The sequence below is a fragment of the Burkholderia sp. Bp9004 genome (assembly GCF_003858025.1).
Taxonomy (GTDB): Bacteria; Pseudomonadota; Gammaproteobacteria; order Burkholderiales; family Burkholderiaceae; genus Burkholderia; species Burkholderia diffusa.
The window spans coordinates 1-26,819 of sequence record NZ_QTQD01000008.1 but is presented as its reverse complement, the minus strand read 5'-3'; the positions used below and the strand labels follow the sequence as shown (position 1 = coordinate 26,819).

The 26,819-nt window shown below is 68.0% G+C and carries 27 protein-coding genes and 1 pseudogene; 19 read left to right on the top strand and 9 right to left on the bottom strand.

Annotated elements, in window-relative coordinates; genetic code table 11:
• Positions 1-130 precede the first annotated feature (130 nt).
• The gene (locus tag DIE08_RS11470; protein WP_124901970.1) at positions 131-1,090 is read left to right on the top strand and encodes a nitronate monooxygenase family protein; all 960 of its coding nucleotides are present in this window, start codon (positions 131-133) and stop codon (positions 1,088-1,090) included.
• A gap of 111 nt (positions 1,091-1,201) precedes the next feature.
• Here DIE08_RS11470 and DIE08_RS11465 read toward each other — a convergent pair whose 3' ends face one another.
• The 3 genes from DIE08_RS11465 to DIE08_RS11455 all read right to left on the bottom strand — a co-directional run bounded on the left by DIE08_RS11465 (position 1,202) and on the right by DIE08_RS11455 (position 4,282).
• Entirely contained in the window at positions 1,202-2,164 is a 963-nt protein-coding gene (locus tag DIE08_RS11465) for a LysR family transcriptional regulator (protein ID WP_124901969.1), read from the bottom strand.
• A 198-nt stretch (positions 2,165-2,362) separates the two neighbouring features.
• Positions 2,363-3,439, bottom strand: a complete 1,077-nt coding sequence (locus DIE08_RS11460; RefSeq protein ID WP_059599979.1) for a porin — start codon at positions 3,437-3,439, stop codon at positions 2,363-2,365.
• A gap of 345 nt (positions 3,440-3,784) precedes the next feature.
• On the bottom strand, positions 3,785-4,282 hold the full coding sequence (locus DIE08_RS11455; RefSeq protein ID WP_124626478.1) for a peptide-binding protein: 498 nt from the start codon (positions 4,280-4,282) through the stop codon (positions 3,785-3,787).
• Between the two features lie 344 nt (positions 4,283-4,626).
• Here DIE08_RS11455 and DIE08_RS11450 point away from each other — a divergent pair, with 344 nt between their 5' ends.
• From DIE08_RS11450 to DIE08_RS11420, 6 genes are all read left to right on the top strand, one after another.
• Positions 4,627-5,670: a bile acid:sodium symporter family protein gene (locus tag DIE08_RS11450; protein ID WP_124626468.1), complete on the top strand. Its 1,044-nt coding sequence runs from the start codon at positions 4,627-4,629 to the stop codon at positions 5,668-5,670.
• 374 nt (positions 5,671-6,044) lie between these two features.
• The gene (locus tag DIE08_RS11445) at positions 6,045-7,883 is read left to right on the top strand and encodes a phosphodiesterase (protein ID WP_124901968.1); all 1,839 of its coding nucleotides are present in this window, start codon (positions 6,045-6,047) and stop codon (positions 7,881-7,883) included.
• Positions 7,884-8,232: 349 nt separating this feature from the next.
• On the top strand, positions 8,233-9,252 hold the full coding sequence (locus DIE08_RS11435; protein ID WP_059605698.1) for a LacI family DNA-binding transcriptional regulator: 1,020 nt from the start codon (positions 8,233-8,235) through the stop codon (positions 9,250-9,252).
• Positions 9,249-10,529 carry an AGE family epimerase/isomerase gene (locus DIE08_RS11430; protein WP_124901966.1) on the top strand — a complete coding sequence of 427 codons (1,281 nt, stop codon included), beginning with the start codon at positions 9,249-9,251 and terminating at the stop codon, positions 10,527-10,529. The genes DIE08_RS11435 and DIE08_RS11430 overlap by 4 nt, the downstream gene beginning before the upstream one ends.
• Complete coding sequence (locus DIE08_RS11425) at positions 10,526-11,434, top strand: carbohydrate kinase (RefSeq protein WP_059605704.1); 909 nt, start codon at positions 10,526-10,528, stop codon at positions 11,432-11,434. Before DIE08_RS11430 ends, DIE08_RS11425 begins: the two co-directional genes overlap by 4 nt.
• 98 nt (positions 11,435-11,532) lie before the next feature.
• Complete coding sequence (locus tag DIE08_RS11420) at positions 11,533-11,754, top strand: hypothetical protein (RefSeq protein WP_059450680.1); 222 nt, start codon at positions 11,533-11,535, stop codon at positions 11,752-11,754.
• Positions 11,755-11,831: 77 nt separating this feature from the next.
• On the opposite strand, the gene DIE08_RS11415 is transcribed toward DIE08_RS11420, so the two are convergent.
• A complete protein-coding gene (locus DIE08_RS11415) occupies positions 11,832-12,026 on the bottom strand; it encodes a DUF2905 domain-containing protein (RefSeq protein ID WP_124901965.1) in 195 nt (64 codons plus the stop codon).
• 13 nt (positions 12,027-12,039) lie between these two features.
• Complete coding sequence (locus DIE08_RS11410) at positions 12,040-13,230, bottom strand: class I SAM-dependent methyltransferase (RefSeq protein ID WP_124901964.1); 1,191 nt, start codon at positions 13,228-13,230, stop codon at positions 12,040-12,042.
• 13 nt (positions 13,231-13,243) lie between these two features.
• Between DIE08_RS11410 and DIE08_RS11405 the strand changes: the two genes are divergently transcribed.
• The 7 genes from DIE08_RS11405 (at position 13,244) to DIE08_RS11375 (ending at position 19,570) form a co-directional block, all read left to right on the top strand.
• Complete coding sequence (locus tag DIE08_RS11405) at positions 13,244-13,987, top strand: SDR family oxidoreductase (protein ID WP_124901963.1); 744 nt, start codon at positions 13,244-13,246, stop codon at positions 13,985-13,987.
• Positions 13,988-14,065: 78 nt separating this feature from the next.
• Complete coding sequence (locus DIE08_RS11400) at positions 14,066-14,470, top strand: dihydroneopterin aldolase (protein WP_059450683.1); 405 nt, start codon at positions 14,066-14,068, stop codon at positions 14,468-14,470.
• The gene (gene ttcA / locus DIE08_RS11395; protein WP_059605714.1) at positions 14,467-15,462 is read left to right on the top strand and encodes a tRNA 2-thiocytidine(32) synthetase TtcA; all 996 of its coding nucleotides are present in this window, start codon (positions 14,467-14,469) and stop codon (positions 15,460-15,462) included. The genes DIE08_RS11400 and ttcA overlap by 4 nt, the downstream gene beginning before the upstream one ends.
• Positions 15,463-15,596: 134 nt before the next feature.
• On the top strand, positions 15,597-16,958 hold the full coding sequence (gene glmU / locus DIE08_RS11390; RefSeq protein ID WP_124901962.1) for a bifunctional UDP-N-acetylglucosamine diphosphorylase/glucosamine-1-phosphate N-acetyltransferase GlmU: 1,362 nt from the start codon (positions 15,597-15,599) through the stop codon (positions 16,956-16,958).
• 55 nt (positions 16,959-17,013) lie between these two features.
• Positions 17,014-18,831 carry a glutamine--fructose-6-phosphate transaminase (isomerizing) gene (gene glmS / locus DIE08_RS11385; RefSeq protein WP_124901961.1) on the top strand — a complete coding sequence of 606 codons (1,818 nt, stop codon included), beginning with the start codon at positions 17,014-17,016 and terminating at the stop codon, positions 18,829-18,831.
• A gap of 50 nt (positions 18,832-18,881) precedes the next feature.
• A complete protein-coding gene (locus tag DIE08_RS11380) occupies positions 18,882-19,352 on the top strand; it encodes a hypothetical protein (protein ID WP_124901960.1) in 471 nt (156 codons plus the stop codon).
• Positions 19,352-19,570 (top strand): hypothetical protein, encoded by a 219-nt coding sequence (locus DIE08_RS11375; RefSeq protein WP_059450688.1) that lies wholly within the window; start codon positions 19,352-19,354, stop codon positions 19,568-19,570. Before DIE08_RS11380 ends, DIE08_RS11375 begins: the two co-directional genes overlap by 1 nt.
• 86 nt (positions 19,571-19,656) lie before the next feature.
• Here DIE08_RS11375 and DIE08_RS11370 read toward each other — a convergent pair whose 3' ends face one another.
• Together DIE08_RS11370 and DIE08_RS11365 are read right to left on the bottom strand one after the other, a co-directional pair.
• A complete protein-coding gene (locus tag DIE08_RS11370; RefSeq protein WP_124629788.1) occupies positions 19,657-20,493 on the bottom strand; it encodes an FTR1 family protein in 837 nt (278 codons plus the stop codon).
• Positions 20,494-20,505: 12 nt separating this feature from the next.
• Positions 20,506-20,838: a cupredoxin domain-containing protein gene (locus DIE08_RS11365; protein WP_059605730.1), complete on the bottom strand. Its 333-nt coding sequence runs from the start codon at positions 20,836-20,838 to the stop codon at positions 20,506-20,508.
• A gap of 332 nt (positions 20,839-21,170) precedes the next feature.
• Between DIE08_RS11365 and DIE08_RS11355 the strand changes: the two genes are divergently transcribed.
• Positions 21,171-21,371 carry a heavy-metal-associated domain-containing protein gene (locus DIE08_RS11355; protein WP_006754615.1) on the top strand — a complete coding sequence of 67 codons (201 nt, stop codon included), beginning with the start codon at positions 21,171-21,173 and terminating at the stop codon, positions 21,369-21,371.
• A 49-nt stretch (positions 21,372-21,420) separates the two neighbouring features.
• On the opposite strand, the gene DIE08_RS11350 is transcribed toward DIE08_RS11355, so the two are convergent.
• Both DIE08_RS11350 and DIE08_RS11345 read right to left on the bottom strand, forming a co-directional pair.
• Positions 21,421-22,911, bottom strand: a complete 1,491-nt coding sequence (locus DIE08_RS11350) for an aldehyde dehydrogenase (protein WP_124901959.1) — start codon at positions 22,909-22,911, stop codon at positions 21,421-21,423.
• 85 nt (positions 22,912-22,996) lie between these two features.
• Positions 22,997-23,548: a cupin domain-containing protein gene (locus DIE08_RS11345; RefSeq protein ID WP_014895828.1), complete on the bottom strand. Its 552-nt coding sequence runs from the start codon at positions 23,546-23,548 to the stop codon at positions 22,997-22,999.
• Between the two features lie 468 nt (positions 23,549-24,016).
• On the opposite strand from DIE08_RS11345, the gene DIE08_RS36190 reads away from it, so the two are divergent.
• The 4 genes and pseudogenes from DIE08_RS36190 to DIE08_RS11325 all read left to right on the top strand — a co-directional run.
• Positions 24,017-24,199, top strand: a complete 183-nt coding sequence (locus DIE08_RS36190) for a hypothetical protein (RefSeq protein ID WP_124901958.1) — start codon at positions 24,017-24,019, stop codon at positions 24,197-24,199.
• Positions 24,200-24,484: 285 nt separating this feature from the next.
• Positions 24,485-25,270, top strand: a complete 786-nt coding sequence (locus tag DIE08_RS11335; RefSeq protein ID WP_124901957.1) for a gamma-glutamyl-gamma-aminobutyrate hydrolase family protein — start codon at positions 24,485-24,487, stop codon at positions 25,268-25,270.
• A gap of 28 nt (positions 25,271-25,298) precedes the next feature.
• Positions 25,299-26,636 (top strand): glutamine synthetase family protein, encoded by a 1,338-nt coding sequence (locus DIE08_RS11330; RefSeq protein ID WP_059605738.1) that lies wholly within the window; start codon positions 25,299-25,301, stop codon positions 26,634-26,636.
• A 37-nt stretch (positions 26,637-26,673) separates the two neighbouring features.
• Positions 26,674-26,819 (top strand): annotated as a pseudogene (locus tag DIE08_RS11325) (aspartate aminotransferase family protein); the annotation flags it as partial.

Genomic DNA, 26,819 nt, shown 5'->3' with positions numbered 1-26,819 from the left:
GACCGTTCGTATTAATATGGGCGAATCGCTGCACCGCTACACTCGAAGCACCGTTCGACCGCCAAGCATGGATACCGGCGTCGGCGCGACCGCGCCGCATCCGGCCGCCCCTCGAGACTGGAGACATCACATGGCATTGCCCGCCGTCCTGCAGAACCTGACGCTGCCCGTCATCGCGTCGCCGATGTTCATCGTCAGCTACCCCGAACTCGTGCTCGCGCAGTGCAAGGCGGGTATCGTCGGATCATTTCCCGCGCTCAACGCCCGTCCGGCCGAACTGCTGGACGAGTGGCTCACGCAGATCCAGTCCGAGCTTGCCGACCACAAGGCGAAGCACCCGGATGCGGTGATCGGCCCGATCGCGGTCAACCAGATCGTCCATCAGTCGAACGTACGGCTCGAGCATGACGTGCGCGTGTGCGTCGAGCACAAGGTGCCGATCTTCATCACGAGCCTGCGCGCGCCGGCGCGCGAGATCGTCGACGCCGTGCACAGCTACGGCGGCATCGTGCTGCACGACGTGATCAACCTGCGCCACGCGCAGAAGGCGCTCGAAGCCGGCGTCGACGGGCTGATCCTCGTCGCGGCCGGCGCGGGCGGCCACGCGGGCACGACGTCGCCGTTCGCGCTCGTCGGCGAAGTGCGCAAGATCTTCGACGGTCCGATCGTGCTGTCCGGCTCGATCGCGAACGGCGGCTCGATCCTCGCCGCGCAGGCGATGGGCGCCGACTTCGCGTACATGGGCACGCGCTTCATCGCGACGCAGGAAGCGCACGCGGTCGACGACTACAAGCACGCGATCCTCAACGCGAAATCGTCCGACATCATCTACACGAACCTCTTCACCGGCGTGCACGGCAACTACATCCGCGAGAGCATCGAGAAGGCCGGGCTCGATCCGGACGCGCTGCCGGAATCCGACAAGACGAAGATGAATTTCGGCGGCGACAAGACGAAGGCGTGGAAGGACATCTGGGGTGCCGGCCAGGGCGTCGGCCTGATGGACGACCTGCCGAGCGTCGGCGCGCTCGTCGAGCGCCTGAAGCGCGAGTACGACGACGCGAAGGCACGGCTCGGCATCGCACGCTGACGCAGGCGGCGGGTTGCGCCACCGCCGCGCATGACGTCGGACAAAAACAAAAAGCGCGAACCGCAACGGCTCGCGCTTTTTTCACGTCCGCCCGCGGGCGGCCGACGCCGCTCAGCTCGCGCGCTTGATCCGCGTGATCGGCAGCACGCGCAGGCGCGACTCGATCGACGGGCACAGCGACTGCCCTTCGAAGCGTGCGGCAAGGAAGTCGACGAACGAGCGCACCTTCGCAGACACGTGGCGGCGGCTCGCATACACCGCGTAGATCGGCGCCTCGTGCGGCGGCACCGCGTCGAGCAGCACCGGCACGAGGCGGCCGGATTCGATGTCGTCGCCGATCACCTCGGTGCCGAGCAGCGCGATGCCCGCGCCCGCGAGCACCGCCGCGCGCAGCCCCTCGAGATGGTTCACGATCAGGTTGCCGTTCAGGTTCACGCGCGATGCGGCGGCCGCGTCGATCATCAGCGAATCGAGCATCGTCGAATTCGAATCGCGGCGCAGGTAATTGTGATGCGCGAGATCGGCGATCGTCTGAGGCATGCCGTGCTTCTCGAGATACTCGGGCGACGCGACCAGCAGGATGTGCGCGGTCGCGATCTGGCGCGCGACCAACGACGACGATTTCAGCCCGTTCGGCGCCGCGCGCACCGCGACGTCGTAGCCTTCCTCGATCAGGTCGACCACGCGATCGGACAGCGTCATGTCGACGGTCACGTCCGGGAACCGGCCCGCATAATCGGTGACGGCCTGCATCACGTGCCGCAAGCCGAACGCGGACAGCGACGTCACGCGCAGGCGGCCCTGCGGCACGACGCTCGCGGCGCCGACCGCCTGTCCGGCTTCGTCGAGTTCCGACAGCGCCTGCACGAGGCGCTCATAGTATTCGCGTCCCGCCTCGGTCGGCGCGACACGTCGTGTCGTGCGATGCAGCAGCCGCGCGCCGAGCTGCTGCTCGAGATGCATCACGTGCTTGCTCGCCATCGCGGCCGACATCTGCATGCGCTCGGCCGCGCCGACGAAGCTGCCCACTTCGACGACGTAGCGAAACACATTCATGCTGACGAGGGTATCCATCGAACTAGCCCGTAATGACGGGGGAATGGTGCAATTACGAGATAGGGTAACAAAGGCGAGGAAACAGAAAGGTCAACAAAAGCAAAACGGCGCCGCGAGTGGCGGCGCCGTTCCGTTCCGTTTCGTTTCGAGAGGGAAAACATGCGGCCGGCACGCGCGATTTTCGCGCGCGGCCGGCGCACCGATCGCACGTGCGCGTCAGAACTTCGCGCGGATACCCGCGCCGAACGTGTTGCCGGTCGACAGGCTGCTGATGTGGTCGTTCATGTACGCGGCGTAGATGTCCGTGCGCTTGGACAGCGGATAGTCGTAGCCGACGGCCCAGGTCTGGCGCGTCTGGTCGAGGCCGCCGGCATCGCGCGAATACGCATACGACGCCATCGCGTTGCCCACGCCGAGCGGCACCGACACGCCGCCCTGCGCGGTATTCACGTGCCAGCTGCCCGCGACCTGGTCATTCTTCGTATACATGTACTGGCCGAACAGCTTCACGTACTTCAGGTCGTAGGTCGCGCCGACCAGCGCGATGCCCTGGCTCTTCATGCCGGTCACGAGCGCGCTCAGGTCCTGCGGACCGTTGTTGAAGTTCACGTACTGATAGACGGCGGTCGCCGCGAACGGGCCGTTCGCGTAATTGAACTGCGCGCTCCATTTCTTCGAGCGGTTGTCGCCGGCCGTGTTGCCGAGCGCGTACATCGCCGCGAAATTCAGGCCGCCGAACGAAGGCGACGTGTACGACAGCGCGTTGTTCCAGCCCGAATCGCCGACCGCGCCCTGGTCGCTCGGATAGGTCGGGAACGTGCCGAGGCCGAGGAACACGTGGTACACCATCGGCGAGAAGGTGTACGAATCGTAGAACGGGTTGAACAGGATCGTCGACAGGAACAGGTGGGTCGTCAGGCGGCCGGCCGTCACCGTGCCGTACGGCGAGCTGACGCCGACGTATGCGTTGCGCGCGAAGAACGTGTCGCCCTGGAAGCGGCCGAACTGGCCGTTCTGCGCACGGAAGAAGCTCTCCAGCGTGAAGATTGCCTTGTAGCCGCTGCCCAGATCCTCTGCGCCGTGCAGGCCCCAGTACGACGTCGACATCCCGCCGCCCGACACGTTCCATGCGCGATCGCCGCCCGGGAACTTGGTTGCGCCGACCCATTCGTCGACCTGACCGTAGAGCGAGACGCTCGACTGCGCGTGGACGGGTACGGTTGCGGCCACGCAGGCGGCCGCGGCGATCAGCTTGACGGACGTGCGCGACGCACGGCGAGCGAATGCTTTCATGGGATCTCCAGGTGTTGTCGAATGTCGATAAGTGGCGCGAGCGTTGTTTTTTGGAGCCGACTGCTTGCGTCGTATGGGGCGCAGCCATCTTTACGGATCGTGCGTCCGGTCAAAATTGCGCACACTTATTGCGGGTATAGCGGCGGCATTAACTTCGCGGAATCGGCACATGGCCAGGCGCGCGGCAGCGGCTGCGCGCAGAGCGCGGCACGCGACGGGACGGCCGCAGGGCGCGCGCGTGCCGGGCGCGAAAGATAGCGCAATGCGGCGGGAAAATCAGCGGAAATATGCGCGCGACTGTGGCGAATTCGCATCACAGCCGGCGGGGGACGAACGCGCGGGCGCTCAGTTTCGGTAGAACGGGGAGAAAAACGGCGAGTGGGCAGGTTCTTCCTGCGCGCGGGGGGGCGGCATCGGACGGCCGCCGCGCTCCTCGTTGTAGCGCGCGACGTCGGCGCGGATCGAGCCGGCACGCAGCGGAACATTGCCGCCGCCCGGCGGACGCGGCATCTGGCGGGAGTCGGCGCTGATCGGACGATACGGGCTTTGCGCGGCGTAATGGCCGTAGGACGGCGTCGGCCGCAGCCCCCAGCGGGAACCGTAGCCGCTCACGCCGCCGGCACGCGCGCCGCCCGGCGGCAGCGCCCGGCGCCACGCCGGCGCGTTGCCGGCCGGCCGGCCGTACGCGTGCATGTCGCCGCCACCGAAACCGTGACCGAAACCGTGGCCGCCGCCGAACGCCTGACCGCCGTGCGGCGGTTGCGCGAGCGCGAGCGGTATCAGCAGCGCGCCGAGCACGCCCGCCACCCATCGTCCGACCCTCAGTTTCACCCGTTCCGTCATCATTCAGTGCCTGTTGCAGCTCGCCGCCGGTTGTTTCCGGCCGACGCAAGCCTTTCAGCAGTAATTTATGAGCGGCCCGAAACGGTGTCGAGCCAAAAAGTGTTAGGTCGCGGGCATGGGTGTAACACCATGTTACTGCTAGGTTTTTTCACTTGCGGGCGTACTCGCGGCAGAACATTCTTCTGCCGTTTTGCGCATCGGCCGCCTCCGTTGACGCTTACCGTCACATGCAACCGATTCATCAATCGATTCACACAATGAATTTGTGTATTGAATGACCTACCGGGACAATATCGGTTTCGCGCGCGACCTGCGCGCCTGCCGTTTCCGAATCAACATCCCCGATGGCCCGTCCCCGTTTTCTTCCCGACAACTTCACGCTCGCGCTCGTCGGCACCGTCGTGCTCGCGAGCCTGCTGCCGTGCCGCGGCCCGGCCGCCCATGCGTTCAACTGGGCGACCAACATCGCGGTCGGCCTGCTGTTCTTCCTGCATGGCGCGAAGCTGTCGCGCGAAGCTGTCGTCGCGGGCGCGACTCACTGGCGGCTGCATGCGGTCGTGCTGCTCAGCACGTTCGCGCTGTTCCCGCTGCTCGGCCTCGCGCTCAAGCCCGTGCTGCAGCCGCTCGTCACGCCTGCGCTCTACGCCGGCGTGCTGTTTCTGTGCACGCTGCCGTCGACAGTCCAGTCATCGATCGCGTTCACGTCGATCGCGAAGGGCAACGTGCCGGCTGCCGTGTGCGCGGCGTCCGCGTCGAGCCTGCTCGGAATCTTCGTGACGCCGGCGCTCGTCGGGCTGATGATCACGTCTCAGTCGGCCGCGGCCGCGTCGCCGTGGAGCACCGTCGGGAGCATCGTGATGCAGCTGCTCGTGCCGTTCGTCGCCGGCCAGCTGCTGCGGCCCGTGATCGGCGGCTGGATCGAACGCAATCGCGGCGTGCTGCGCTTCGTCGACCAGGGCTCGATCCTGCTCGTCGTCTACGTCGCGTTCAGCGAGGCCGTGAACCAGGGGCTGTGGCACCAGATGCCGGCGCGCGCGCTCGGCGGCCTGCTGGTCGTCAACGTCGTGCTGCTCGTGATCGCGCTGGTGCTGACCACGTTCGTCAGCAAGCGGCTCGGCTTCAACCGCGCCGACCAGATCACGATCATCTTCTGCGGCTCGAAGAAGAGCCTCGCGGCCGGCGTGCCGATGGCGAAGGTGATCTTCTCCGCGCAGGCGGTCGGCGCGATCGTGCTGCCGCTGATGCTGTTCCACCAGATCCAGTTGATGGCGTGCGCGGCGCTCGCGCAGCGCTGGGGCGCGCGCGACATGCGCGGCGAGCGTGACGGCGACGAGGGGGCGGCCGGTGCCGCACGCGGACGCGGTGCGCTGAGCGCGGGCAAGCGCTGACGCGGGAGGCCGCGCGGCCGGCACGGCTGGCCGCGCGGGTGCATTCGCGTCTTTCTCGTTCCGCTTCTTCCGCCTTCTCCCGCTTTCTCCAGCCTTCCTCCGCCTCCCCCGCTTCCTCCGCTTCCTCCGCCTCCTCCGCTTCCTCCGCTTCCTCCGCTTCCTCCGCTTCCTCCGCTTCCTCCGCTTCCTCCGCTTCCTCCGCCTCCTCCGCCTCCTCCGCTTCCTCCGCTTCCTCCATCGCACCGCCCCCGTCCACCCAACGCGACGCATGCACCATCAACGCGCATCGCGTCACGAAATCTTCATTCAATTCTTCGCACACGCTGCCGTTAAAGTCGGGCGTCCCGTCGCCTCGGCCGCTCTCACCCTCACCCATGCCCGCGCCCCATCCCGACTCGTCCACCGCCCACACCACGCGCTTGATCGTGGAGCGTGCGCTCGCGGCCGTGTTCCAGCCGATCGTCGACCTCGGGTCGGGGACGGTCGTCGGCTACGAAGGCCTGATCCGCGGCCCGCGCGGCACCGACCTCGAGGCGCCCGCCGCGCTGTTCGCGCAGGCCGCGCGCGAAGGCGCGACCATCGCGCTCGAACAGGCCGCCGCGCTCACCTGCCTCGACGCGTTCGCGGCGCTCGGCTGCGACGGCAAGCTGTTCCTCAATTTCAGCGCCGGCACGATCCTGCAGCTCGCCAGCGAACGCGAGCGCGCGCGCCAGTTTCTCGGCCGCGCGCGGATCGGCGCGGAGCGCATCGTGATCGAGCTGACCGAGCAGAACGCGATACTGGATGTCGCGCATATCGGGCCGGCGGTCGCGTCGCTGCGCGACGCCGGCATCCAGTTCGCGCTCGACGACTACGGCACCGCCAACGCGAGCATGAACCTGTGGCTGCGCCTGCAGCCGGACGTCGTGAAGGTTGACCGCTTCTTCATCCACGACATCTCGCGCGACCCGCTCAAGTTCGAGGCCGTGAAGGCCATGCAGCACTTCGCGCAGGCGAGCGGCGCGCGACTGATCGCGGAAGGCATCGAGAACGAATGCGACCTGATCGTCGTGCGCGACATGGGCATCTGCTGCGTGCAGGGCTTCCTGCTCGGCCGGCCGGACGCGCAGCCGTCGCGGGTCGTCGCGCCGGCCGCGCGCGATGCGATCCGCGCGCCGCACATCGCGGTGTTTCCCGGCGCGACGCGCACCGTGCGGCCGGCCGGCACGATCGCCGCGAAAATGCTCGTCGCCGCGCCGCCGCTGCCGCGCGACGCGACCAGCAACGACGTGCTCGACCTGTTCAACCGGATGCCCGACCTGCATGCGGTCGCGCTCGTCGAACACGGGCGGCCGGTCGCACTCGTGAATCGCCGCGGCTTCATCGACCGCTTCGCGCTGCCGTATCACCGCGAATTGTTCGGAAAGAAACCGTGCCTGCAGTTCGCGAACGATGCGCCGCTGATGATCGACAACGCGACGACGTTCGAGCAACTCGCGACGCTGCTCGCGAGCCACGACCAGCGCTATCTCGCGGACGGCTTCGTGATCACCGAACACGGCCGCTACGTCGGGCTCGGCACCGGCGAGAGCCTCGTGCGCGCAGTGACCGAGATGCGCATCGAAGCCGCGCGCTACGCGAACCCGCTGACCTTCCTGCCCGGCAACATTCCGATCAGCGCGCACATCGACCGCCTGCTCCAGCGCGACGCCGGCTTTCATGCGTGCTACGTCGACCTGAACCAGTTCAAGCCGTTCAACGACCAGTACGGCTACTGGCAAGGCGACGAGGTGCTGAAGTTCGCCGCGACGGTGCTGGCCGGCGTGTGCGACCCGCAGCGCGACTTTCTCGGGCACGTCGGCGGCGACGATTTCCTCGTGCTGTTCCAGCGCGACGACTGGCACGCGCGCGCGACCGACGCGATCGCGCGCTTCAACGAAGGCGCGCAGCGCTTCTACACGCAGGCCGACCGGCAGGCAGGCGGGCTGCGCGGCGAGGACCGCCACGGCAACCCGGCGTTCTTCGGCTTCGTGACGATGGCGATCGGCGCGGTCGGCGTGCCGGCGGGTGCGCACGGCGCGATGCGCTATGGCAGCGACGAGATCGCGTCGGTCGCGGCGCTCGCGAAGCGGCGCGCGAAACAACAGCCGGGCGGGCTCGCGGTCGTCGATCTCGATGCAGGCCGCGCGGCGCTGCGCGATCGCGGCGGGCCGCCGCACGCGGCGGCGGGCTGAACGGCGGGCGGTTGCCGCACGCAAGCGCGCTGCCGGCCGGTGCGGACGGCGGTGCCGGCGCCGCGCACCTGCGCCGGCCCCCAATCGACTCCGGGCAACGGCCTGCCGCTCGTCCGTCGCGGACCGGGCATCCGAACGCGTGCGCCTCGTCCGCCCCGCCGGCATCGCCCCTTTCCATGCGATCACCTTGCCTTTTCCGCGTTTTGTTTAGTATTTTTAGTAACGTCGTTTTCGCAGATTAGCGCGTAAAAACCCGTTATTTCCGGGTATTCCCCGGTTATCCGGCCCGAATTTGGCGCCGTGTTTTACTATACAATCGCCGTCATCCTAAACAAACCGGACCCGAACGATGGGCACCACCATTCGCGACGTAGCGCGGGCGGCAGAGGTCTCGATCGGCACCGTCTCCCGTGCGCTGAAAAACCAGCCGGGCCTGTCGGAAGCCACGCGGGCGCGCGTCGTCGAGATCGCGCAGCACCTCGGCTACGACCCGGCCCAGTTGCGCCCGCGCATCCGCCGGCTCACCTTCCTGCTGCACCGCCAGCACAACCGCTTTCCCGCCAGCCCGTTCTTCTCGCACGTGCTGCACGGCGTCGAGGACGCGTGCCGCGAGCGCGGCATCGTGCCGACGCTGCTCACGGTCGGCCCGAACGACGACGTGTTGCGCCAGATGCGCCCGCACGCGCCCGACGCGATCGCGGTGGCCGGCTTCATCGAGCCCGAGACGATCGAGGCGCTCGCCGCGACCGGCCGGCCGCTCGTGCTGATCGACCTGTGGGCGCCCGGCCTGCGCTCGGTGAACATCGACAACGCGACGGGCGCGGCGCTCGCGATGCGCCACCTGCTCGCCATCGGCCGCTCGCGGATCGCGTTCATCGGCGGCTCGGCCGCGCACTTCAGCATCGCGCAGCGCGCGATCGGCTACCGCCGTGCGTTCTTCGAGGCCGGGAGGCTGTTCGATCCCGCGTACGAAGTGACGATCGACGCCGGGCTCGACCCCGACACCGGCGCCGCGCGCGCGATGCAGCAGCTGCTCGACGCGCCCGGCCCACGCCCGGACGCCGTGTTCGCGTACAACGACGCCGCCGCGCTGGCCGCGCAGCGCGTGTGCATCGCGCGCGGCGTGCGGATTCCGGAAGACATCGCGATCGTCGGCTTCGACGACATCCCGGCCGCCGCGCACGCGAACCCGCCGCTCACGACGCTCGCCGTCGACAAGGAAGCGCTCGGCCGCCGCGGCGTCGAACTGCTGCTCGCCGAATCGCCCGAGCGCACCGAGATCTCCCTGCCCGTCGAACTGATCGTACGGGCCAGCAGCCAGCCCGCCGGCTCACCGGCACTCGATACCGCCACGGTCACCGAATCATGAACATGCCCCCGGTCCAATCCCGCACGGCCGCGCCGGCCGCCCACGCGCAAGCGGCACCGTTCGTCGCGAGCTTCCGCGATCCGTCGTTCCTGCTGTCGCACATCGAGGACACGCTGCGCTTCTACGCGCAGAATGCGTTCGACCCGACGGGCGGCTTCTACCATTACTTCCGCGACGACGGCAGCATCTACAACCGCACGTCGCGGCACCTGGTCAGCAGCTGCCGGTTCGTCTTCAACTACGCGATGGCGTACCGGCATTTCGGCGATCCGCGCCACCTCGACTACGCACGCCACGGGCTGCGCTTCCTGCGCGACGCGCACTGGGATGAAGCGCTGCAGGGCTACGACTGGGAACTCGACTGGCGCGACGGCGCGAAACGCGCGACGCTCGACGGCACGCGCCACTGCTACGGGCTCGCGTTCGTGCTGCTGGCGGCCGCGCACGCTGCGATGGCCGGCATCGATGAAGCGCGCGCGCTGATCGCGTCGACCTACGAGCTCGCCGAGCACCGCTTCTGGGACGCGGCCGCCGGCCTCTACGCGGACGACGCGACGCCGAACTGGAACGTGTCGTCGTACCGCGGCCAGAACGCGAACATGCACATGACGGAAGCGCTGCTCGCGGCGTACGAGGCGACCGGCCATCTCACCTATCTCGATCGCGCGGAAAAGCTCGCGACCCACATCACGCGGCGCCAGGCTTCGCTGTCGGGCGGCCTCGTGTGGGAGCACTACCATGCGGACTGGTCGGTCGACTGGGACTACAACAAGGAGGACAGCTCGAACATCTTCCGTCCGTGGGGCTTCCAGCCCGGGCACCAGACCGAATGGGCGAAGCTGCTGCTGATCCTGGAGCGGCACCGCCCGCTCGACTGGCTCGTGCCGCGCGCGGCCGAGCTGTTCGACGCGGCGCTCACGCATGCGTGGGACGCCGATCACGGCGGCCTCTGCTACGGCTTCGGCCCCGACTTCACGATCTGCGACCACAACAAGTATTTCTGGGTGCAGGCGGAAACCTTCGCGGCGGCCGCGATGCTCGGCGCGCGCACCGGCAGCGAGCGCTTCTGGGACTGGTACGACGAGATCTGGCGCTACAGCTGGACGCATTTCGTCGATCACCGCTACGGCGCGTGGTACCGGATCCTCACCTGCGACAACCGCAAGTACAGCGACGAGAAGAGCCCGGCCGGCAAGACCGACTATCACACGATGGGCGCATGCTACGACGTGCTCGCGACCCTCGCGCGCGCGGCGCGCAGCGAGCCGACGCAATGAGCGGCGGCACCTTTCCGGCCTTCGTGTCGGCGGGCGACATCCTGACCGACATGGTGCGCGCGGGCGACGCGCAGTGGACCTCGGTGCCGGGCGGCGCCGGCTGGAACGTCGCGCGCGCGGTCGCGCGGCTCGGCGTGCCGAGCGCGCTCGCGGGCGCGATCGGCGAAGACTGCTTCTCCGACGTGCTGTGGCGTACCAGCGAGGCGGCCGGGCTCGACCTGCGCTTCCTGCAGCGGGTGCCGCGTGCGCCGCTGCTCGCAATCGTCCACGAGACGCGGCCGCCCGCGTACTTCTTCATCGGCGAAGCGAGCGCGGATCTCGCGTTCGACCCGGCGCGGCTGCCGGCCGGCTGGGCCGGACACGTGAAGTGGGCGCACTTCGGCTGCATCAGCCTCGTGCGCGAACCGCTCGCGGGCACGCTCGTCGCGCTCGCGGCCGACCTGCACGCGCGTGGCGTGAAAATCAGCTTCGATCCGAACTACCGGAACCTGATGACGGCCGCGTACCGGCCGACGCTCGAGAAGATGGCCGCGCTCGCCGACCTGATCAAGGTGTCCGACGAGGACCTGCGCCACCTGTTCGGCGGCGACGGCCCCGATGCGGTCGCCGCGGTGCGCGCGCTGAATCCGCGCGCGGCCGTGCTCGTCACGCGCGGCGCGCAGGCGGCCACGCTTTACGCGGACGGCGACGTGCTCGAGGCCAGCCCGCCGCGCGTCGAGGTGGTCGACACCGTCGGCGCGGGCGACGCGTCGATCGGCGGCATGCTGTTCAGCCTGATGGCCGCGCCGCAGCGGTCGTGGCGCGAGCATCTCGCGTTCGCGCTCGCGGCGGGCGCCGCCGCGTGCCGGCACACGGGCGCGCATGCGCCGACGCTCGACGAGGTCGTCGCGCTGCTCGAACGGTGACGGGACGATGACGCCGCGCTGATCGGTCGCCGATTAGCGGCGCTGTACATGCTGCGCCGCAGTGCTACGATGAAGTGTCCTATTGCGGGAGAGGCACGATGGACACGAACACGTTCACGAAAGGCATCTACACGGCCAAGGCGCATACGCAGCACGCCGCCAACGGACAGTTCCAGGGTTACGTGATCCTCGCCCGGGACGACGGCGACGAGACGGAGAACATGCGCTACGACGTCCACACGACGAGTCCGAGCGAGGAAGAGGCGTTCGACGAAGCGAAGGCGCTCGCGCACCGGATCCTCGGCGAAATCGAACTGTAACGCGCGAACCGTGACGCGCCGAACCATCACGCGCGCGCCGCGGCGCGGTCGCGGCGCGCCGCCGCATTCGGCGCGGCTCAGAGCAGCCGCGCCACCATCGACACCAGCATCGTGAGCACCAGCGTCGACATGAACGGGAACGGGTAGCGCCGCCCGCCGAGCGTCAGCGTGACGTCGCCCGGCATCTGCCCGATGCCGAACTTGCCGAGCCACGGCCAGCAGCGCGTCAGGATCATCACCGCGACGAACGAGGCCATCAGCCAGCGCAGCATCCCGGGCGCCTCGTCAGAGCGCGTGCGAGCGGTCGCCGCGCGCGAAGGCGTCGAGCGTGCCGTCGATCCCGCGCGAGAACGCGATCACCTTGAACAACTCGCCCATTTCCGCTTCCGAGATCAGCTTCTGCACCGCGTTCGCGGCCGGCAGGAACTGGTGGATGTCGGAAGGATCGATCGCCGCCAGCGCGTCGGTGATGCCCGCGTTCAACAGGAAGCGCGCCTGCGACGTGTAGCCGAGCAGGTCGGCGCCGGTCGCGACACCCGCGTCGTAGATGCCCGTGAATTCGACGTGTGCGGTGATGTCCTGCAGCCCCGGGTACAGGAATGCGTCGTCATGCGCGTGATGGCGGTAGTGGCACATCAGCGTGCCGCGGTCGCGCTGCGGATGGTAGTACTCGTGCGCGGGGAACCCGTAGTCGACCAGCAGCACCGCGCCACGCCCGAGCATCGTGCACACGGTACGCGTGAACGCCAGCGCGGCTTCGTGCGTCTCGGTCACGTAGCCGTCGTCGACGTCGAGCGTCGCGAGCACCGGCGGCAGGCCGGCCGCGCCGGCGGGCCGGTCGTCGAACACGAACGCGTACCGCGCGTCGAGCGCGACGCCGCGCTCGAGCCATACGCCGTCCGCCTTCGCGAAGAGGCGCACCGGCATCGCGTCGAGCACCTCGTTGCCGACCACGACGCCGTCGAAGCGCTCGGGCAGCGCGTCGAGCCAGCGCACCTTCGCGGCGAGCGCCGGCGCCGCCGCCGCAATCGTGTCGCGCTGCCGTTCGCGCAGTTCGCCGGACAGGTCGACGATCAGGTATTCGTCGAGCTCGACGCCGAGCGCATCGAGCGCCGCGAGCAGCCCGGCCGCGAGCTTGCCCGTGCCCGCGCCGAACTCCATCACGCGGCGCGTGCCGCTCGCCGCCAGCGCTTGCGCGACGGGATTCGCGAGCGTCTGCGCGAACAGCGGCGACAGCTCGGGGGCCGTCACGAAGTCGCTGCCGTCGTCGGCGCGGCGGCCGAACTTGCGCGCGCCGCCGCTGTAATAGCCGAGGCCGGGCGCATACAGCGCGCGCTCCATGAAGCGGTCGAACGGCAGCCAGCCGCCGGCCGCCGCGATCTCGTCGCGCAGTTGCGCGGCAAGGGTTTCGGACTGCGCGAGCGCGTCAGGGCCGGGAGCAGGTAAACTAGCGGGTTCGTGAGCTTTCGGGTTCATCCCGGCATTGTAAATGACCGTTTCAGCCGATACGTCGCCCCCGCGCATCGCGCTCGTCGCCGGCGCGCTGGGCAGCGCGGCCGACGCCGCGTCGCTCGGTCGCGCGCTCGCGACCGGATTCGCGCAGCACGGCTGGGACGTCGCGCTGCAGCGCAGCCCCGGCACGCCGCGCGCGGCCGCCGACGCGCTCGTCGCCGAAGTCGCCGCCCGCGGGCGCCGTGCAGCCGTGCTCGACGCCGATCTGGCCCTGGAAACCGACGCGGCCGCGCTCGTCGCCGCGTGTGCTGCGGCGCTCGGCCGGCCCGCCTGTGCTGTGTTCGTGAGTGCATGCGCCGCCACCGACGACGCGCACACCGTGGACGGCGCATCGCTCGCCGCCGCGCTCGCGCGCAACGTGACGGCGCCGCTCGCGCTGGCCCGGGCGCTTGCCGACGCGACGCCCGACGCCGCGCGTGACGACGAATCGCTGCGCGCCTGCGTGATCCACGTGCTGGATCAGGCCCTGTTTCACCCGGCGCCGGCGCAGTTGTCGCACGCGCTGATGCAGGCCGCGCTGAACCGCGCGACCTCCGCGCTGGCGCTGGCCCTCGCGCCGAAGGTGCGCGTCGCGGCGCTCGTGCGCGGCCATGCGCCGCACGCGAACGACATCGCGGCGGCGGCCTGCTATCTCGCGAGCGCGCCCGGCGTCACGGGCGCGACGCTGACCGTCGACGGCGGCGAGCACCTGGTGCCGCCCGCCGCCGGCCCGAATGAATGAACCGCGCGGATCGCGCGGCGTGATCGCCGCCGCCCGCGCCGCTTTGCGTGCGCGCACGCCAATTTGACTGGGACGACCATGTTTTCCGCTCTCCTGCACCCCCGCCTCGCGGACTGCCGCAGGCTCTACCTGCGCGACTACGAGGTGCACATCAACATCGGGGCCTTCGAACACGAGAAGCGCGGCGAGCAGCGCGTCGTCATCAACGTCGACCTGTTCGTGCCGCTCGCGCTGTCCACCCCCGTCGACGACCGGCTGCATGAAGTCGTCGACTACGACCTGATGAAGCAGAGCGTCGCGCAGTGCGTGGCGCGCGGCCACATCCACCTGCAGGAAACGCTGTGCGACGCGATCGCCGCGAACCTGCTGGCGCACGACGCCGTGCGCGCGGTACGCGTCTGTACCGAGAAACCGGACGCCTATCCGGACTGCGACGCCGTCGGCGTCGAAGTCTTTCGCATCAAGGACGAGGAGCGCGCATGAACGCCCCCCACATGAACGACACGGCGGCCGATGGCGCCGCCATCGAAGCCACCGCCGCCGACACCGGCCGCCGCGTGCTGACGCGCCGCGAGCAGAAGGAAGCGTACGAGAACAACAAGCTGTTCAAGCGGATCGTGCGCCAGGTCGGCCAGGCGATCGGCGACTACAACATGATCGAGCAGGGCGACAAGGTGATGGTGTGCCTGTCGGGCGGCAAGGACAGCTACGCGATGCTCGACGTGCTGCTGCGCCTGCGCGAGCGCGCGCCGATCGACTTCGACATCGTCGCGGTCAACCTCGACCAGAAGCAGCCGGGCTTCCCTGAACACGTGCTGCCCGAGTACCTGACGCAGGTCGGCGTGCCGTTCCACATCGAGAACCAGGACACCTACAGCATCGTCAAGCGGCTCGTGCCCGAAGGCAAGACGACCTGCTCGCTGTGCTCGCGGCTGCGCCGCGGGATCCTGTACCGCGTGGCCGGCGAGCTCGGCGCGACCAAGATCGCGCTCGGCCACCACCGCGACGACATCCTGCAGACGCTGCTGCTCAACATGTTCTACGGCGGCAAGCTGAAGGGAATGCCGCCGAAGCTGCAGTCGGACGACGGCAGGAACGTCGTGATCCGCCCGCTCGCATACGTGAAGGAAACCGATCTCGAGAAATACGCGGAGCTGCGCGAATTCCCGATCATCCCGTGCAACCTGTGCGGCAGCCAGCCGAACCTGAAGCGCGCGGAAATGAAGGCGCTGATCCGCGAATGGGACAAGCGCTTCCCGGGCCGCGTCGACAACATGTTCAGCGCGCTCGCGAACGTCGTGCCGTCGCACCTGATGGATACGACCCAGTTCCCGTTCGCGTCGCTGCGCGCGACCGGCGTTGCCGATCCGCAGGGCGACATCGCGTTCGACGAGGAGCCGTGCGCGTCCGGCGAAGAAACCGCCGCGCCGGGCGCCGCGAAACCGATCTCGATCGTCCAGTTCGACGACCTGTAAGCAGGGTCCGAACACCCGCCGGAACCGGGGCCGCAGCCTCGTTCCGGCGCTGTCGCCCCGCCGCGACAGGCCCGGAACGACGGGGGCCGCATGCTAAAATGGACGGCTTCGAACTCCTCTGACAAGCTGGCGCCATGAATATCGTGATTTTGGCGGCAGGCACCGGCAAGCGCATGCGTTCCGCGCTGCCGAAAGTGCTCCATCCCCTGGCCGGCAGGCCGCTCCTCTCCCACGTCATCGCCACCGCGCGCACGCTGCAGCCGTCGCGGCTCGTCGTCGTGGTCGGTCACGGCGCCGAGCAGGTCCAGGCCGCCGTCGCCGCGCCCGACGTCCAGTTCGCGGTGCAGGCCGAGCAGCTCGGCACCGGCCACGCGGTACGCCAGGCGCTGCCGCTGCTCGATCCCGCGCAACCGACGCTGGTGCTGTACGGCGACGTGCCGCTCACCCGCGCGTCGACGCTGCGGCGTCTCGTCGACGCCGCGCGCGAGGGCCGCTACGGGATTCTGACCGTCACGCTCGACGACCCGACCGGCTACGGCCGCATCGTGCGCGACGCGTCCGGCTTCGTCACGCGCATCGTCGAGCAGAAGGACGCGTCGCCCGAGCAACTGAAGATCGCCGAGATCAACACCGGCATCATCGTCACGCCCACGGCCCAGCTGTCGATGTGGCTCGGCGCGCTGAAGAACGAGAACGCGCAGGGCGAGTACTACCTGACCGACGTCGTCGAGCTCGCGATCGAGGCCGGCTTCGAGATCGTCACGGCGCAGCCCGACGAGGAATGGGAAACGCTCGGCGTGAACAGCAAGGCGCAGCTCGCGGAGCTCGAGCGCATCCATCAGCGCAACGTCGCCGATGCGCTGCTCGTCGACGGCGTCACGCTCGCCGATCCGGCGCGGCTCGACGTGCGCGGCACGCTGCGCTGCGGCCGCGACGTGTCGATCGACGTGAACTGCGTGTTCGAAGGCAACGTGACGCTCGCCGACAACGTGACGATCGGCCCGAACTGCGTGATCCGCGACGCGTCGGTCGGCGCCGGCACGCGCATCGACGCGTTCACGCACATCGACGGCGCCGAACTCGGCGCGAACACCGTGATCGGCCCGTACGCGCGGCTGCGCCCCGGCGCGCAGCTCGCGGACGAAGCGCACGTCGGCAACTTCGTCGAGGTGAAGAACGCGGTGATCGGCCACGGTTCGAAGGCGAACCACCTCACCTACATCGGCGACGCCGACATCGGCGCGCGCGTGAACATCGGCGCGGGCACGATCACCTGCAACTACGACGGCGCGAACAAGTTCCGCACCGTGATCGAGGACGACGTGTTCGTCGGCTCCGACACGCAGCTCGTTGCGCCGGTGCGCGTCGGCCGTGGCGTGACGATCGCGGCCGGCACGACGATCTGGAAGGACGTTGCCGACGGCCTGCTCGCATTGAACGAGAAGACCCAAACGACGAAGAGCGGCTACGTCCGCCCGGTCAAGAAGAAGAGCTGAACCTTTAGCGGGCGCCCGGACGGCGCCCGCGTCGACTTACAGGACTGACCCATTCATGTGCGGCATTGTCGGCGCAGTTGCGCAGCGTAATATCGTTCCGGTGCTGATCGAAGGATTGCGGCGCCTCGAATACCGTGGCTACGACTCGTGCGGCGTCGCCGTGCTCGAGCCGGGCGCGCCCAAGCGCGCGCGCAGCGTCGCGCGCGTCGCCGATCTCGATGCGCAGGTGCAGGAATCGCATCTCGAAGGCACGACCGGCGTCGCGCACACGCGCTGGGCGACGCACGGCGCGCCCGTCACGAACAACGCGCATCCGATCTTCTCGTCGAACGCGCTCGCGCTGGTGCACAACGGCATCATCGAGAACTTCGAGCCGCTGCGCGAAGCGCTGCGCGCGAAGGGCTACGAGTTCGTGTCGCAGACCGACACCGAAGTCATCGCGCACCTCGTGCACAGCCTGTATCGCGGCGACCTGTTCGAGGCCGTGCGCGAAGCCGTGCAGCAGCTGCACGGCGCCTATGCGATCGCGGTGACGCACAAGGACCAGCCGCACACCGTCGTCGGCGCGCGCCAGGGTTCGCCGCTCGTCGTCGGCCACGGCGACGGCGAGAACTTCCTCGCGTCCGACGCACTCGCGCTGGCCGGCAGCACCGACCGCTTCACGTTCCTCGAGGAAGGCGACGTGTGCGAGCTGTCGCTCGATGGCGTGAAGATCGTCGATCGTCACGGCGCGCTCGCGCAGCGCGAGATCCGCGTCGTCAGCGCATACGGCGGCGCGGTCGAGCTGGGCCCGTATCGCCACTTCATGCAGAAGGAAATCTTCGAGCAGCCGCGCGCGATCAGCGACACGGTGCCGCAAACCGAAGCGTTCGACGCGACGCTGTTCGGCGATGCGGCCCCCGCCGCGTTCGCGGAGATCGACAGCCTGCTGATCCTCGCGTGCGGCACGAGCTACTACTCGGGCCTCACCGCGAAGTACTGGCTCGAATCGATCGCGAAGATCCCGACCCAGGTCGAGATCGCGAGCGAATACCGCTACCGCGAATCGGTCCCGAACCCGCGCCAGCTCGTGCTGGTGATCTCGCAATCGGGCGAGACGGCCGACACGCTCGCCGCGCTCAAGCACGCGCAGTCGCTCGGCCACACGCATACGCTCGCGGTGTGCAACGTCGCGACGAGCGCGATGGTGCGCCTCACCGAGATGCAGTTCCTGACGCACGCAGGCACCGAGATCGGCGTTGCGTCGACCAAGGCGTTCACGACGCAGCTCGTCGCGCTGTTCGTGCTGGCCGCGACGCTCGGCAAGCTGCGCGGGCACGTCGACGCCGCGCAGGAAGCCGAATTCCTGAAGCAGTTGCGCCACCTGCCGGCCGCGCTGAACAGCGTGCTCGCGCTCGAGCCGCAGATCATCGCGTGGTCGGAGGAATTCGCGCGCAAGGAAAACGCACTGTTCCTCGGCCGCGGGCTGCACTACCCGATCGCGCTCGAAGGCGCGCTGAAGCTGAAGGAAATCTCGTACATCCATGCCGAGGCGTATCCGGCCGGCGAACTGAAGCACGGGCCGCTCGCGCTCGTCACTGAAGCGATGCCGGTCGTCACGGTCGCGCCGAACGACACGCTGCTCGAGAAGCTGAAGTCGAACATGCAGGAAGTGCGCGCACGCGGCGGCGAGCTGTACGTGTTCGCGGATGCCGACACGCAGATCGTCAACGACGAAGGCCTGCACGTGATCCGGATGCCGGAACACTACGGGCAGCTGTCGCCGATCCTGCACGTCGTGCCGCTGCAACTGCTCGCATATCACACCGCATGCGCGCGCGGCACCGACGTCGACAAACCGCGCAACCTCGCGAAGTCGGTGACGGTGGAGTAAGCAATCGGCGCAGCGCGGTCCGGCGCGCCGACGAGACTGACGGAGAGACCATGGTAAGACTGTTTGGATGCGGATTGCTGGCGCTGACCTTCGCGTCGACGGGCTGGGCGGCCGAGCACTACGTCGAAGTCTGGAACCCGCCCGAGGCGCGGTTGCCGGCGGCGCGTACGCCGGATGCCCGCACGCCGGCAGCGCGCCCAGGTGCCGACGTGCACGCCGGCGGCAAGACCGTGGAAAAGCACGCGAGCGTGCAGCCGAAGGCTGCGGTCAAGCCGCACAAGCGCCGCGTCGCACAAGCCGTGAAAAGCACGCCGCATCGACCGACCGCCGCGACGGTCGATGCGCCGGCCGCACCGCGCCCGGTCGCGCAGCCTACGCCGGGCCGGCTCACGGTGATGCAGCCGGCCATGCCCGACGCGCCGCACGCACTCAAGTTCTCGGACATCCCGCGGCAATACACACCGGACGGCAACGTGCTGCGTGTCGGCACGAGCAGCCGCTCCGCGGAGGTGACGCGATAATGGAAGCGCAGACCTATCACGGCTACCAGATCTGGGGCCATTCGATCCTGCAGCAGGATGAAATCCTGCAGCCCGAACGCTTCGCGGCGAGCGGCACGATCACGCAGAACAATCGGCTCGTCGAAGCGTCGGGCGTGCTCGGCGTGTTCGATACCGAGGACGAAGCGCGCGAAGCGGGGCTCGAATGGGCCCGCGCATGGATCGACAACCATCGCTGAACGGGCCGCGCGGCTGCGCGCGAGCCGTCAACGCAAGAAAAAAGGGGCGTCAATGACGCCCCTTTCTGCATTCGGCCCCGGCCCGCTCAGGCAACGGGCCGCGGTGGCGGCACCACCGTCCGGGGCCGGCCGACGAGCCGCGCCAGCACGACGATCGCGACCAGCGTGACGACGTACGCAACGATCTGGATCCCCGCCGGACGCGCGGTATAGCCGATCAGCGTATGCAGCGCCTTGCCGACGATGCTCGATTCCTTCAGCAGCCACGAGGTATCCCAGACCGCATCGCCCCACGACGGCACGAGGCCGGCGGCAAGCAGGAAGCCGACGCACTGGCTCGCCATCCCCGCCGCGAGCAGCACGATCAGCGCGTTGGTGACGGAGAAAAGGCGCTTGAGCGGAATCTGCAGCAGGCCCGCATACATCGCGTAGCCGAGCCCGGCGCCGCCCAGCACGCCGAGCAGCCCGCCGACGATCATCTGCGGCGTCTGTCCCGGATCGCCCGCCGCGATGCCGTACAGGAACAGCACGGCCTCGGAGCCCTCGCGCAGCACCGCGACGCCGACAACGATCGCGAGCCCCGTCAGCGGCCGGCTGCCGGCTGCGACGGCCCGGCCGACCTCGCCCATGTGCAGCGCCATCTCGCGGCCGTGGCGGCTCATCCAGATGCAGTGCCACGCGAGCATCAGCGTCGCGACGAACATCACGCCGGCGTTGAAGACTTCCTGCCCCATGCCGGAGGCCCACTGCGAAATCACGTCGGCGAACGCGGCGATCAGGCCGGCGCCGATCACGCCGCCGACGAGGCCGCCGCCGACCCACCAGCCGCGGCTCGGCACGCCCTTCGTCGCGGCCATTACGATCGACACCACCAGCGCGGCCTCGAGCACTTCACGAAAGACGATCAGGGCGGTAGACAGCATGGCGATATCCGCTTATTTGACGGTCAGGTGCGTCTTCGACTGCGCTTCATGATACTCGTCGTGGAACTCGTAGGTGCCGGCGTTCAGCGGCCCGACCAGGATCTCGACCGACTTGCCGGCCGGCACGACCTTCTCCGCCTTGAAATCGTCGCTTTCGAATTCCGCGGGCGTCGCATCGAGATTCTTCACGACGAACTTCACCTTCTTGCCGGCCGGAATCGTCACGCCGTCGGGCGAAAACTTGTGGTTCTTCAGGGTCAGGTTGACGACGTCGTCGGCAGCGAATGCGGACGTTGCCGATGCGCCCAGCAGGGCCAGTGCGAAACCGAAAGCGAAGCGATTCATACGGGTACCGAAATGAAATATCGAGGGGAATCGATAGTAAGATCGATTCGCATTTCCCTCTCCCAGTACCCTTACTCATGGCATGGACATCGGGCGTCAGTGATGCGACGCGCACCTTGTCGCGCAAGGCTCCGCGAGATTTCGCCGGCAATACGCGGCCGTCAATCGGGAAAAATTCGGACTGACGCACACGAGCAGATTGCGATTCGTCTGACATCAGCTTTACAAATTGCTTGTGCAGTGTCGAACGCGACGAATGGCTTGACCTTCCCACCATGGCAAGCTTCATGCTGGCGATGTTTGTGAATCGCCAATCAACCCAGGAGAACACGATGGAATTCGAAGTCCAGGACATGACCTGCGGCGGCTGCGCCAACGCCATCACGCGCGCCGTGACGGCAGCGGACCCCGCCGCGAAGCTCGACATCGACGTGGCCGCGAAGACGGTCAAGGTCGAATCGGCGCAAGGCGCCGAACGCGTGCAGTCGATCATCGAAGCCGCGGGCTTCCACCCGGCATTGCGCTCGGCCTGACGCGCGCGGGCGCGGCGCCCCTCGGCACCGCGCCCGTACACCGGCCGCGTCAGCGCAGCCGGATCAGCGTCGACTTCAGCTCGGTGTATTTCTCGAGCGCGTGCAGCGACTTGTCGCGGCCGTTGCCCGACTGCTTGTAGCCGCCGAACGGGAAGTTCATGTCGCCGCCCTCGTCGTAGCAGTTCACCCACACCGTGCCCGCCCGCAGCCGGCGCGACACGTCGTGCGCGGTCGTCAGGTTCGACGTCCACACGGCCGCGGCCAGCCCGTATTCGGTGTCGTTCGCGATCCGCACCGCCTCGTCGACGTCGTCGAACACGATCACCGACAGCACGGGGCCGAAGATCTCCTCGCGCGCGATCTTCGCATCGGGCTTTACCTCGAACACCGTCGGTTCCACGTAGAAGCCGCCCGTCTCCTCCTTCACGCGCGCGCCGCCCGTGACGAGCGTGCCTTCCTTGCGCCCGGCATCGATGTAGCCGAGCACGCGCTCGAGCTGGATCCCGTCGACGATCGCGCCCATCGATACCGACGGATCGAGCGGGTTGCCCGGCACGTACGCGCGCGCGGCCGCCACCAGCTTCTCGATGAACGCGTCCTTGATGTCGCGATGCACGAGCAGGCGCGAGCCGGCCGTGCACATCTCGCCCATGTTGTAGAAGATCGCCCCGGCCGCGGCCTGCGCGGCGCGCTCGAGGTCCGGACAATCCGGCAGCACGATGTTCGGCGACTTGCCGCCGAGCTCGAGCCACGCGCGCTTCAGGTTCGACTGCGCGGCGTACTGCATGATCAGCTTGCCGACCGCGGTGGAGCCGGTGAACGCGATGCAGTCGACATCGCGATGCAGCGCGAGCAGCTTGCCCGGTTCGCCTGCGCCCGGCACGACGTTGAACACGCCGGCCGGGATGCCGGCCTCGTATGCGAGCTGCGCGACGCGGATCGCGGTCAGCGGCGATTTCTCCGACGGCTTCAGCACGACGCTGTTGCCGGCCGCGAGCGCCGGGCCGAACTTCCATGCGGCCATCAGGATCGGGAAGTTCCACGGCACGACGGCCGCCACCACGCCGACCGGCTCGCGCGTGACGAGACCGACGAGATGATGGTCGGCCGGCGCGACTTCGCCGCCGACCTTGTCGATCGCTTCGGCGAACCACTCGACGCAATAAGCGGCGCCCGGCACGTCAACCGTCGTGGTGTCGCCGATCGGCTTGCCCGCATCGAGCGTCTCGAGCAGCGAAAGTTCGTCGAGATGCTCGCGCATCAGCGCGGCCCAGCGCAGCAGCACGGCCTTGCGCGCGCGCGGGTTCAGTCCGGCCCACACGCCGGCGTCGAACGCGCGGCGCGCGGCCGCGACGGCGGCGTTCACGTCGGGCTCTCCGCAGTCGGCCACCTTCGCGAGCACGCGACCGTCGATCGGGCTCACGCAGTCGAACGTCCTGCCGCCGTGCGCGTCGCGCGACGTGCCGTCGATGAATGCGCGCCCTTCAATCGTGAGCGACGCCGCCTTGTCCTGCCAGTCAGCCAAAGTCAACTTGTTCATCAGGATGCCTCAATTGTCGTGGCATTCGCGCTACGGCACGCCGCGCAACGGCAAGACTGCCGGCGACGAATGCAGTGATGCGGGCTCAGAAGGTGGCCGGCGAATTCGCCGACACGACCTCGCAGAGCTGTTCCGCGCTGGGATTGCGAAAGCGGTGCGGCAAACGGCTTTCGAAGTAGTAGCCGTCTCCGGGGTCGAGCAGCCAGGTCGCGCCGTCGACGGTGAGCTCGAGCCGGCCCGACACGACCACGCCGCCCTCGTGCCCCGCGTGCACGAGCATCTCGGGCCCCGTATCGGCGAGCGGCTGGTAGATCTCGCGCATGATGCACATGTTGCGGTCCTTCACGCCCGCGCCGACGAGATGAAATGCGAGCGCGTCGTTGCCAAGGTTCGGCATCTCGTCGCGGCGCGATACGACCGAGCGCGATTCGACGAGTTCGAACGTGAAGAACTCCGCGAGACTCATCGGAATGCATTCGAGCAGTTTCTTCAGCGAGCCGACCGACGGGCTTACGCGCCCCTGTTCGATCAGCGAGATCGTGCCGTTGGTCACGCCGGCCCGCTTCGCGAGTTCACGCTGCGACAGGCCATGCTTGTTGCGCACGAAACGCAGGCGCTCGGCGACTTCGGTGGACATCGATTCGGTTTCGGACACGATAGAAGTGCGGTGAAAAAGTGAAACGACGCGTGGAGCGGCGTTACGCAGCCGTTGAATATTCTAATCACTTTATGCCGCGCATCAGCGGGGAAAACCCTGAAAGGCGTTCGAAATAATGAACACCCAGAGGGTCATTCCATTTACGAATATTTTGTTCGGAGTGCCTCGGGAAAGCCCTGACACGAGACCGTCAAAAAACATTTGACGCCGTTTTTGGCTCGTATATCCTGGCTCTCAGGTCAGCGTCATTGGCCATTCATCGGCACCGAAAAACGTTATTGCAACGTAAAAATTGATGCCCATCGATGTAAATGACGCAGGTCCGGCACCTCGATTATTTTAAACGCCTCGCGCGCCGAAACGATCAGGTGTTCAATACTTTCAACAAACCAGTCGAGTGTAATCGTGAGAGTCCGTGGCCCTCTGGTGAGGTGGGATCGAGGCGATGTGCGAAGTTTGCGCAGCGCTGTTCCCGCTTCCGATGGCAGTTGCGGCTGGCATAGTCCTCGCCTGCTGCATCTGTCGATCTACACCATCCTGTCCCGTCGTTCCGTTCGCCGTCACAACGCCGTTTCCGCACGCACGTTCGTGGCCGTCGATACCGACGAAGTCGCATCGCTGCTGCCATAGCGCCTCTCCTCCTTTTCTCGTCGTTCGTTTCAACTGCCTGCTCGTCAGCCGCGTCGTCTGCGCGGTGACGGAACGCGTTCGCGCATCCATTGCCGCGTCGCGCAGCGCAACGAAACGAACGACGGCCTGACCGTCGCGCGCAGCGCGGATCGCCATGCGAACCCGTTGCGCTCATTCACCAGCGGCCTTGCGCATTTCGCCAGGCTGCGGGGCCGTGTCGCGCCTGCATTTCGCGATTTTCCCGCGTAACGCACGCCATGGCCCTACGGACAACTGATTGACGTCATGGAAAGGAAACCCCTCGTCGGCATCACCGCCGACTTCACGCAAATCGGCGCACATGCGTCGCACACGGTCGGCGACAAGTACGTCGCGGCGATCGTCGACGGTGCACACGCGCTCGCGATGGTGCTGCCCGCGCTCGGCGATCGCCAGTCGACCGAAGACGTGCTCGCCACGGTCGACGGCCTGTTGTTTACCGGCAGCTATTCGAACGTCGAGCCGCACCTGTATGGCGGCGAGCCGAGCGAGCCCGGCACGAAGCACGATCCCGCGCGTGACGCGACGACGCTGCCGCTGCTGCGCGCGGCGATCGCCGCTGGCGTGCCCGTGCTGGCCGTGTGCCGCGGCTTCCAGGAGCTGAACGTCGTCTGCGGCGGCACGCTGCATCAGCGCGTGCACGAAGTGCCCGGCCTCGCCGATCACCGCGAGGACGACGACGCGCCGATGGACACGCAATACGGCCCCGCGCACGTCGTGCGCCTGACGCCCGGCGGCGTGCTGCACACGCTCGCCGGCGGCCGCGACGACGTGCACGTGAACTCGCTGCACAAACAGGGCGTCGCGCAGCTCGGTGCCGGCCTCGCCGTCGAAGCCGTCGCGCCGGACGGCCTGATCGAGGCCGTCAGCGTCGTCGATGCACCGGCCTTCGCCCTTGCCGTGCAATGGCACCCGGAATGGCGGCATGCGCATGACCCGCTGTCGAGCGCGATCTTCCGCGCCTTCGGCGACGCATGCCGCGCCCGCCGGAACGCCCGCGAGCGCACCAGGGCCGCCGCCGCGCTCGCATGAGCGCGTCGAACAACCAACGAGAACGAACATGCAAGACATCGACGAATTTCTGAAGCAGTACCGGATCACCGAGATCGAAGCGATCATTCCCGACATGGCCGGCATCGCGCGCGGCAAGATCACGCCGCGCAACAAGTTCACGTCCGGCGAATCGATGCGCCTGCCGCAGGCCGTGATGGTGCAGACCGTCACCGGCGAGTATCCGGAAGACGGGTCGCTCACCGGCGTGACCGACCCCGACATGGTGTGCGTGCCCGACACGTCGACCATTCGCCTGATCCCGTGGGCGGTCGACCCGACCGCGCAAGTGATCCACGACTGCGTGCACTTCGACGGCTCGCCGGTCGAGATCTCGCCGCGCTACGTGCTGCGCCGCGTGCTCGACCTGTACAAGGCGAAGGGCTGGAAGCCCGTCGTCGCGCCGGAGCTCGAGTTCTACCTGGTCGACATGAACAAGGACCCGGACCTGCCGCTGCGTCCGCCGGTCGGCCGCACGGGCCGCCCCGAGACGGGCCGCCAGTCGTATTCGATCGAGGCGGTCAACGAGTTCGACCCGCTGTTCGAGGACATCTACGAGTACTGCGAAGCACAGAACCTCGACATCGACACGCTGATCCACGAAGTCGGCGCCGCGCAGATGGAGATCAACTTCATGCACGGCGACGCGCTGTCGCTCGCCGACCAGGTGTTCCTGTTCAAGCGCACGGTGCGCGAGGCCGCGCTGCGTCACAACATGTACGCGACGTTCATGGCGAAGCCGATGGAAAACGAGCCGGGTTCGGCGATGCACGTGCACCAGAGCATCGTCGACGAGGAGACGGGCCAGAACCTGTTCACGTCGCGGGAAACCGGCGGCGCGACGTCGATGTTCTACAACTACCTCGCGGGGCTGCAGAAATACACGCCCGCCTTGATGCCGATCTTCGCGCCGTACATCAATTCGTACCGCCGGCTGTCGCGCTTCATGGCCGCGCCGATCAACGTGCAGTGGGGCTACGACAACCGCACGGTCGGCTTCCGCATCCCGCACTCGGGCCCGGCCGCGCGCCGCATCGAGAACCGGATCCCGGGCGTCGACTGCAACCCGTACCTCGCGCTCGCGGCGACGCTCGCGGCCGGCTATCTCGGCATGACGCAGCGTCTCGAACCGACCGAACCGCTCGTCAGCGACGGCTACGAACTGCCGTACCAGCTGCCGCGCAACCTCGAGGAAGGGCTCACGCTGATGGCCGCATGCGAGCCGCTCGGCGAAATTCTCGGCCACAAGTTCCTGAAGGCGTATTTCGCACTGAAGGAAACCGAATACGAAGCGTTCTTCCGCGTGATCAGCTCGTGGGAACGCCGCCATCTGCTGCTGCACGTCTGAGCGTGCGCACGACCGAATACGGAATCACGGAGGAAACATGACTTACCGCAACGAATCTGCCTGGATCCAGCCGGCCGCGCCGGCCGCCGCACCGCGCACGACGCAGGCACGCTCGACCGCCGAATACCGCGCGCTCGACGCCGCGCACCACATCCACCCGTTCTCGGACATGGGTGCGCTCAA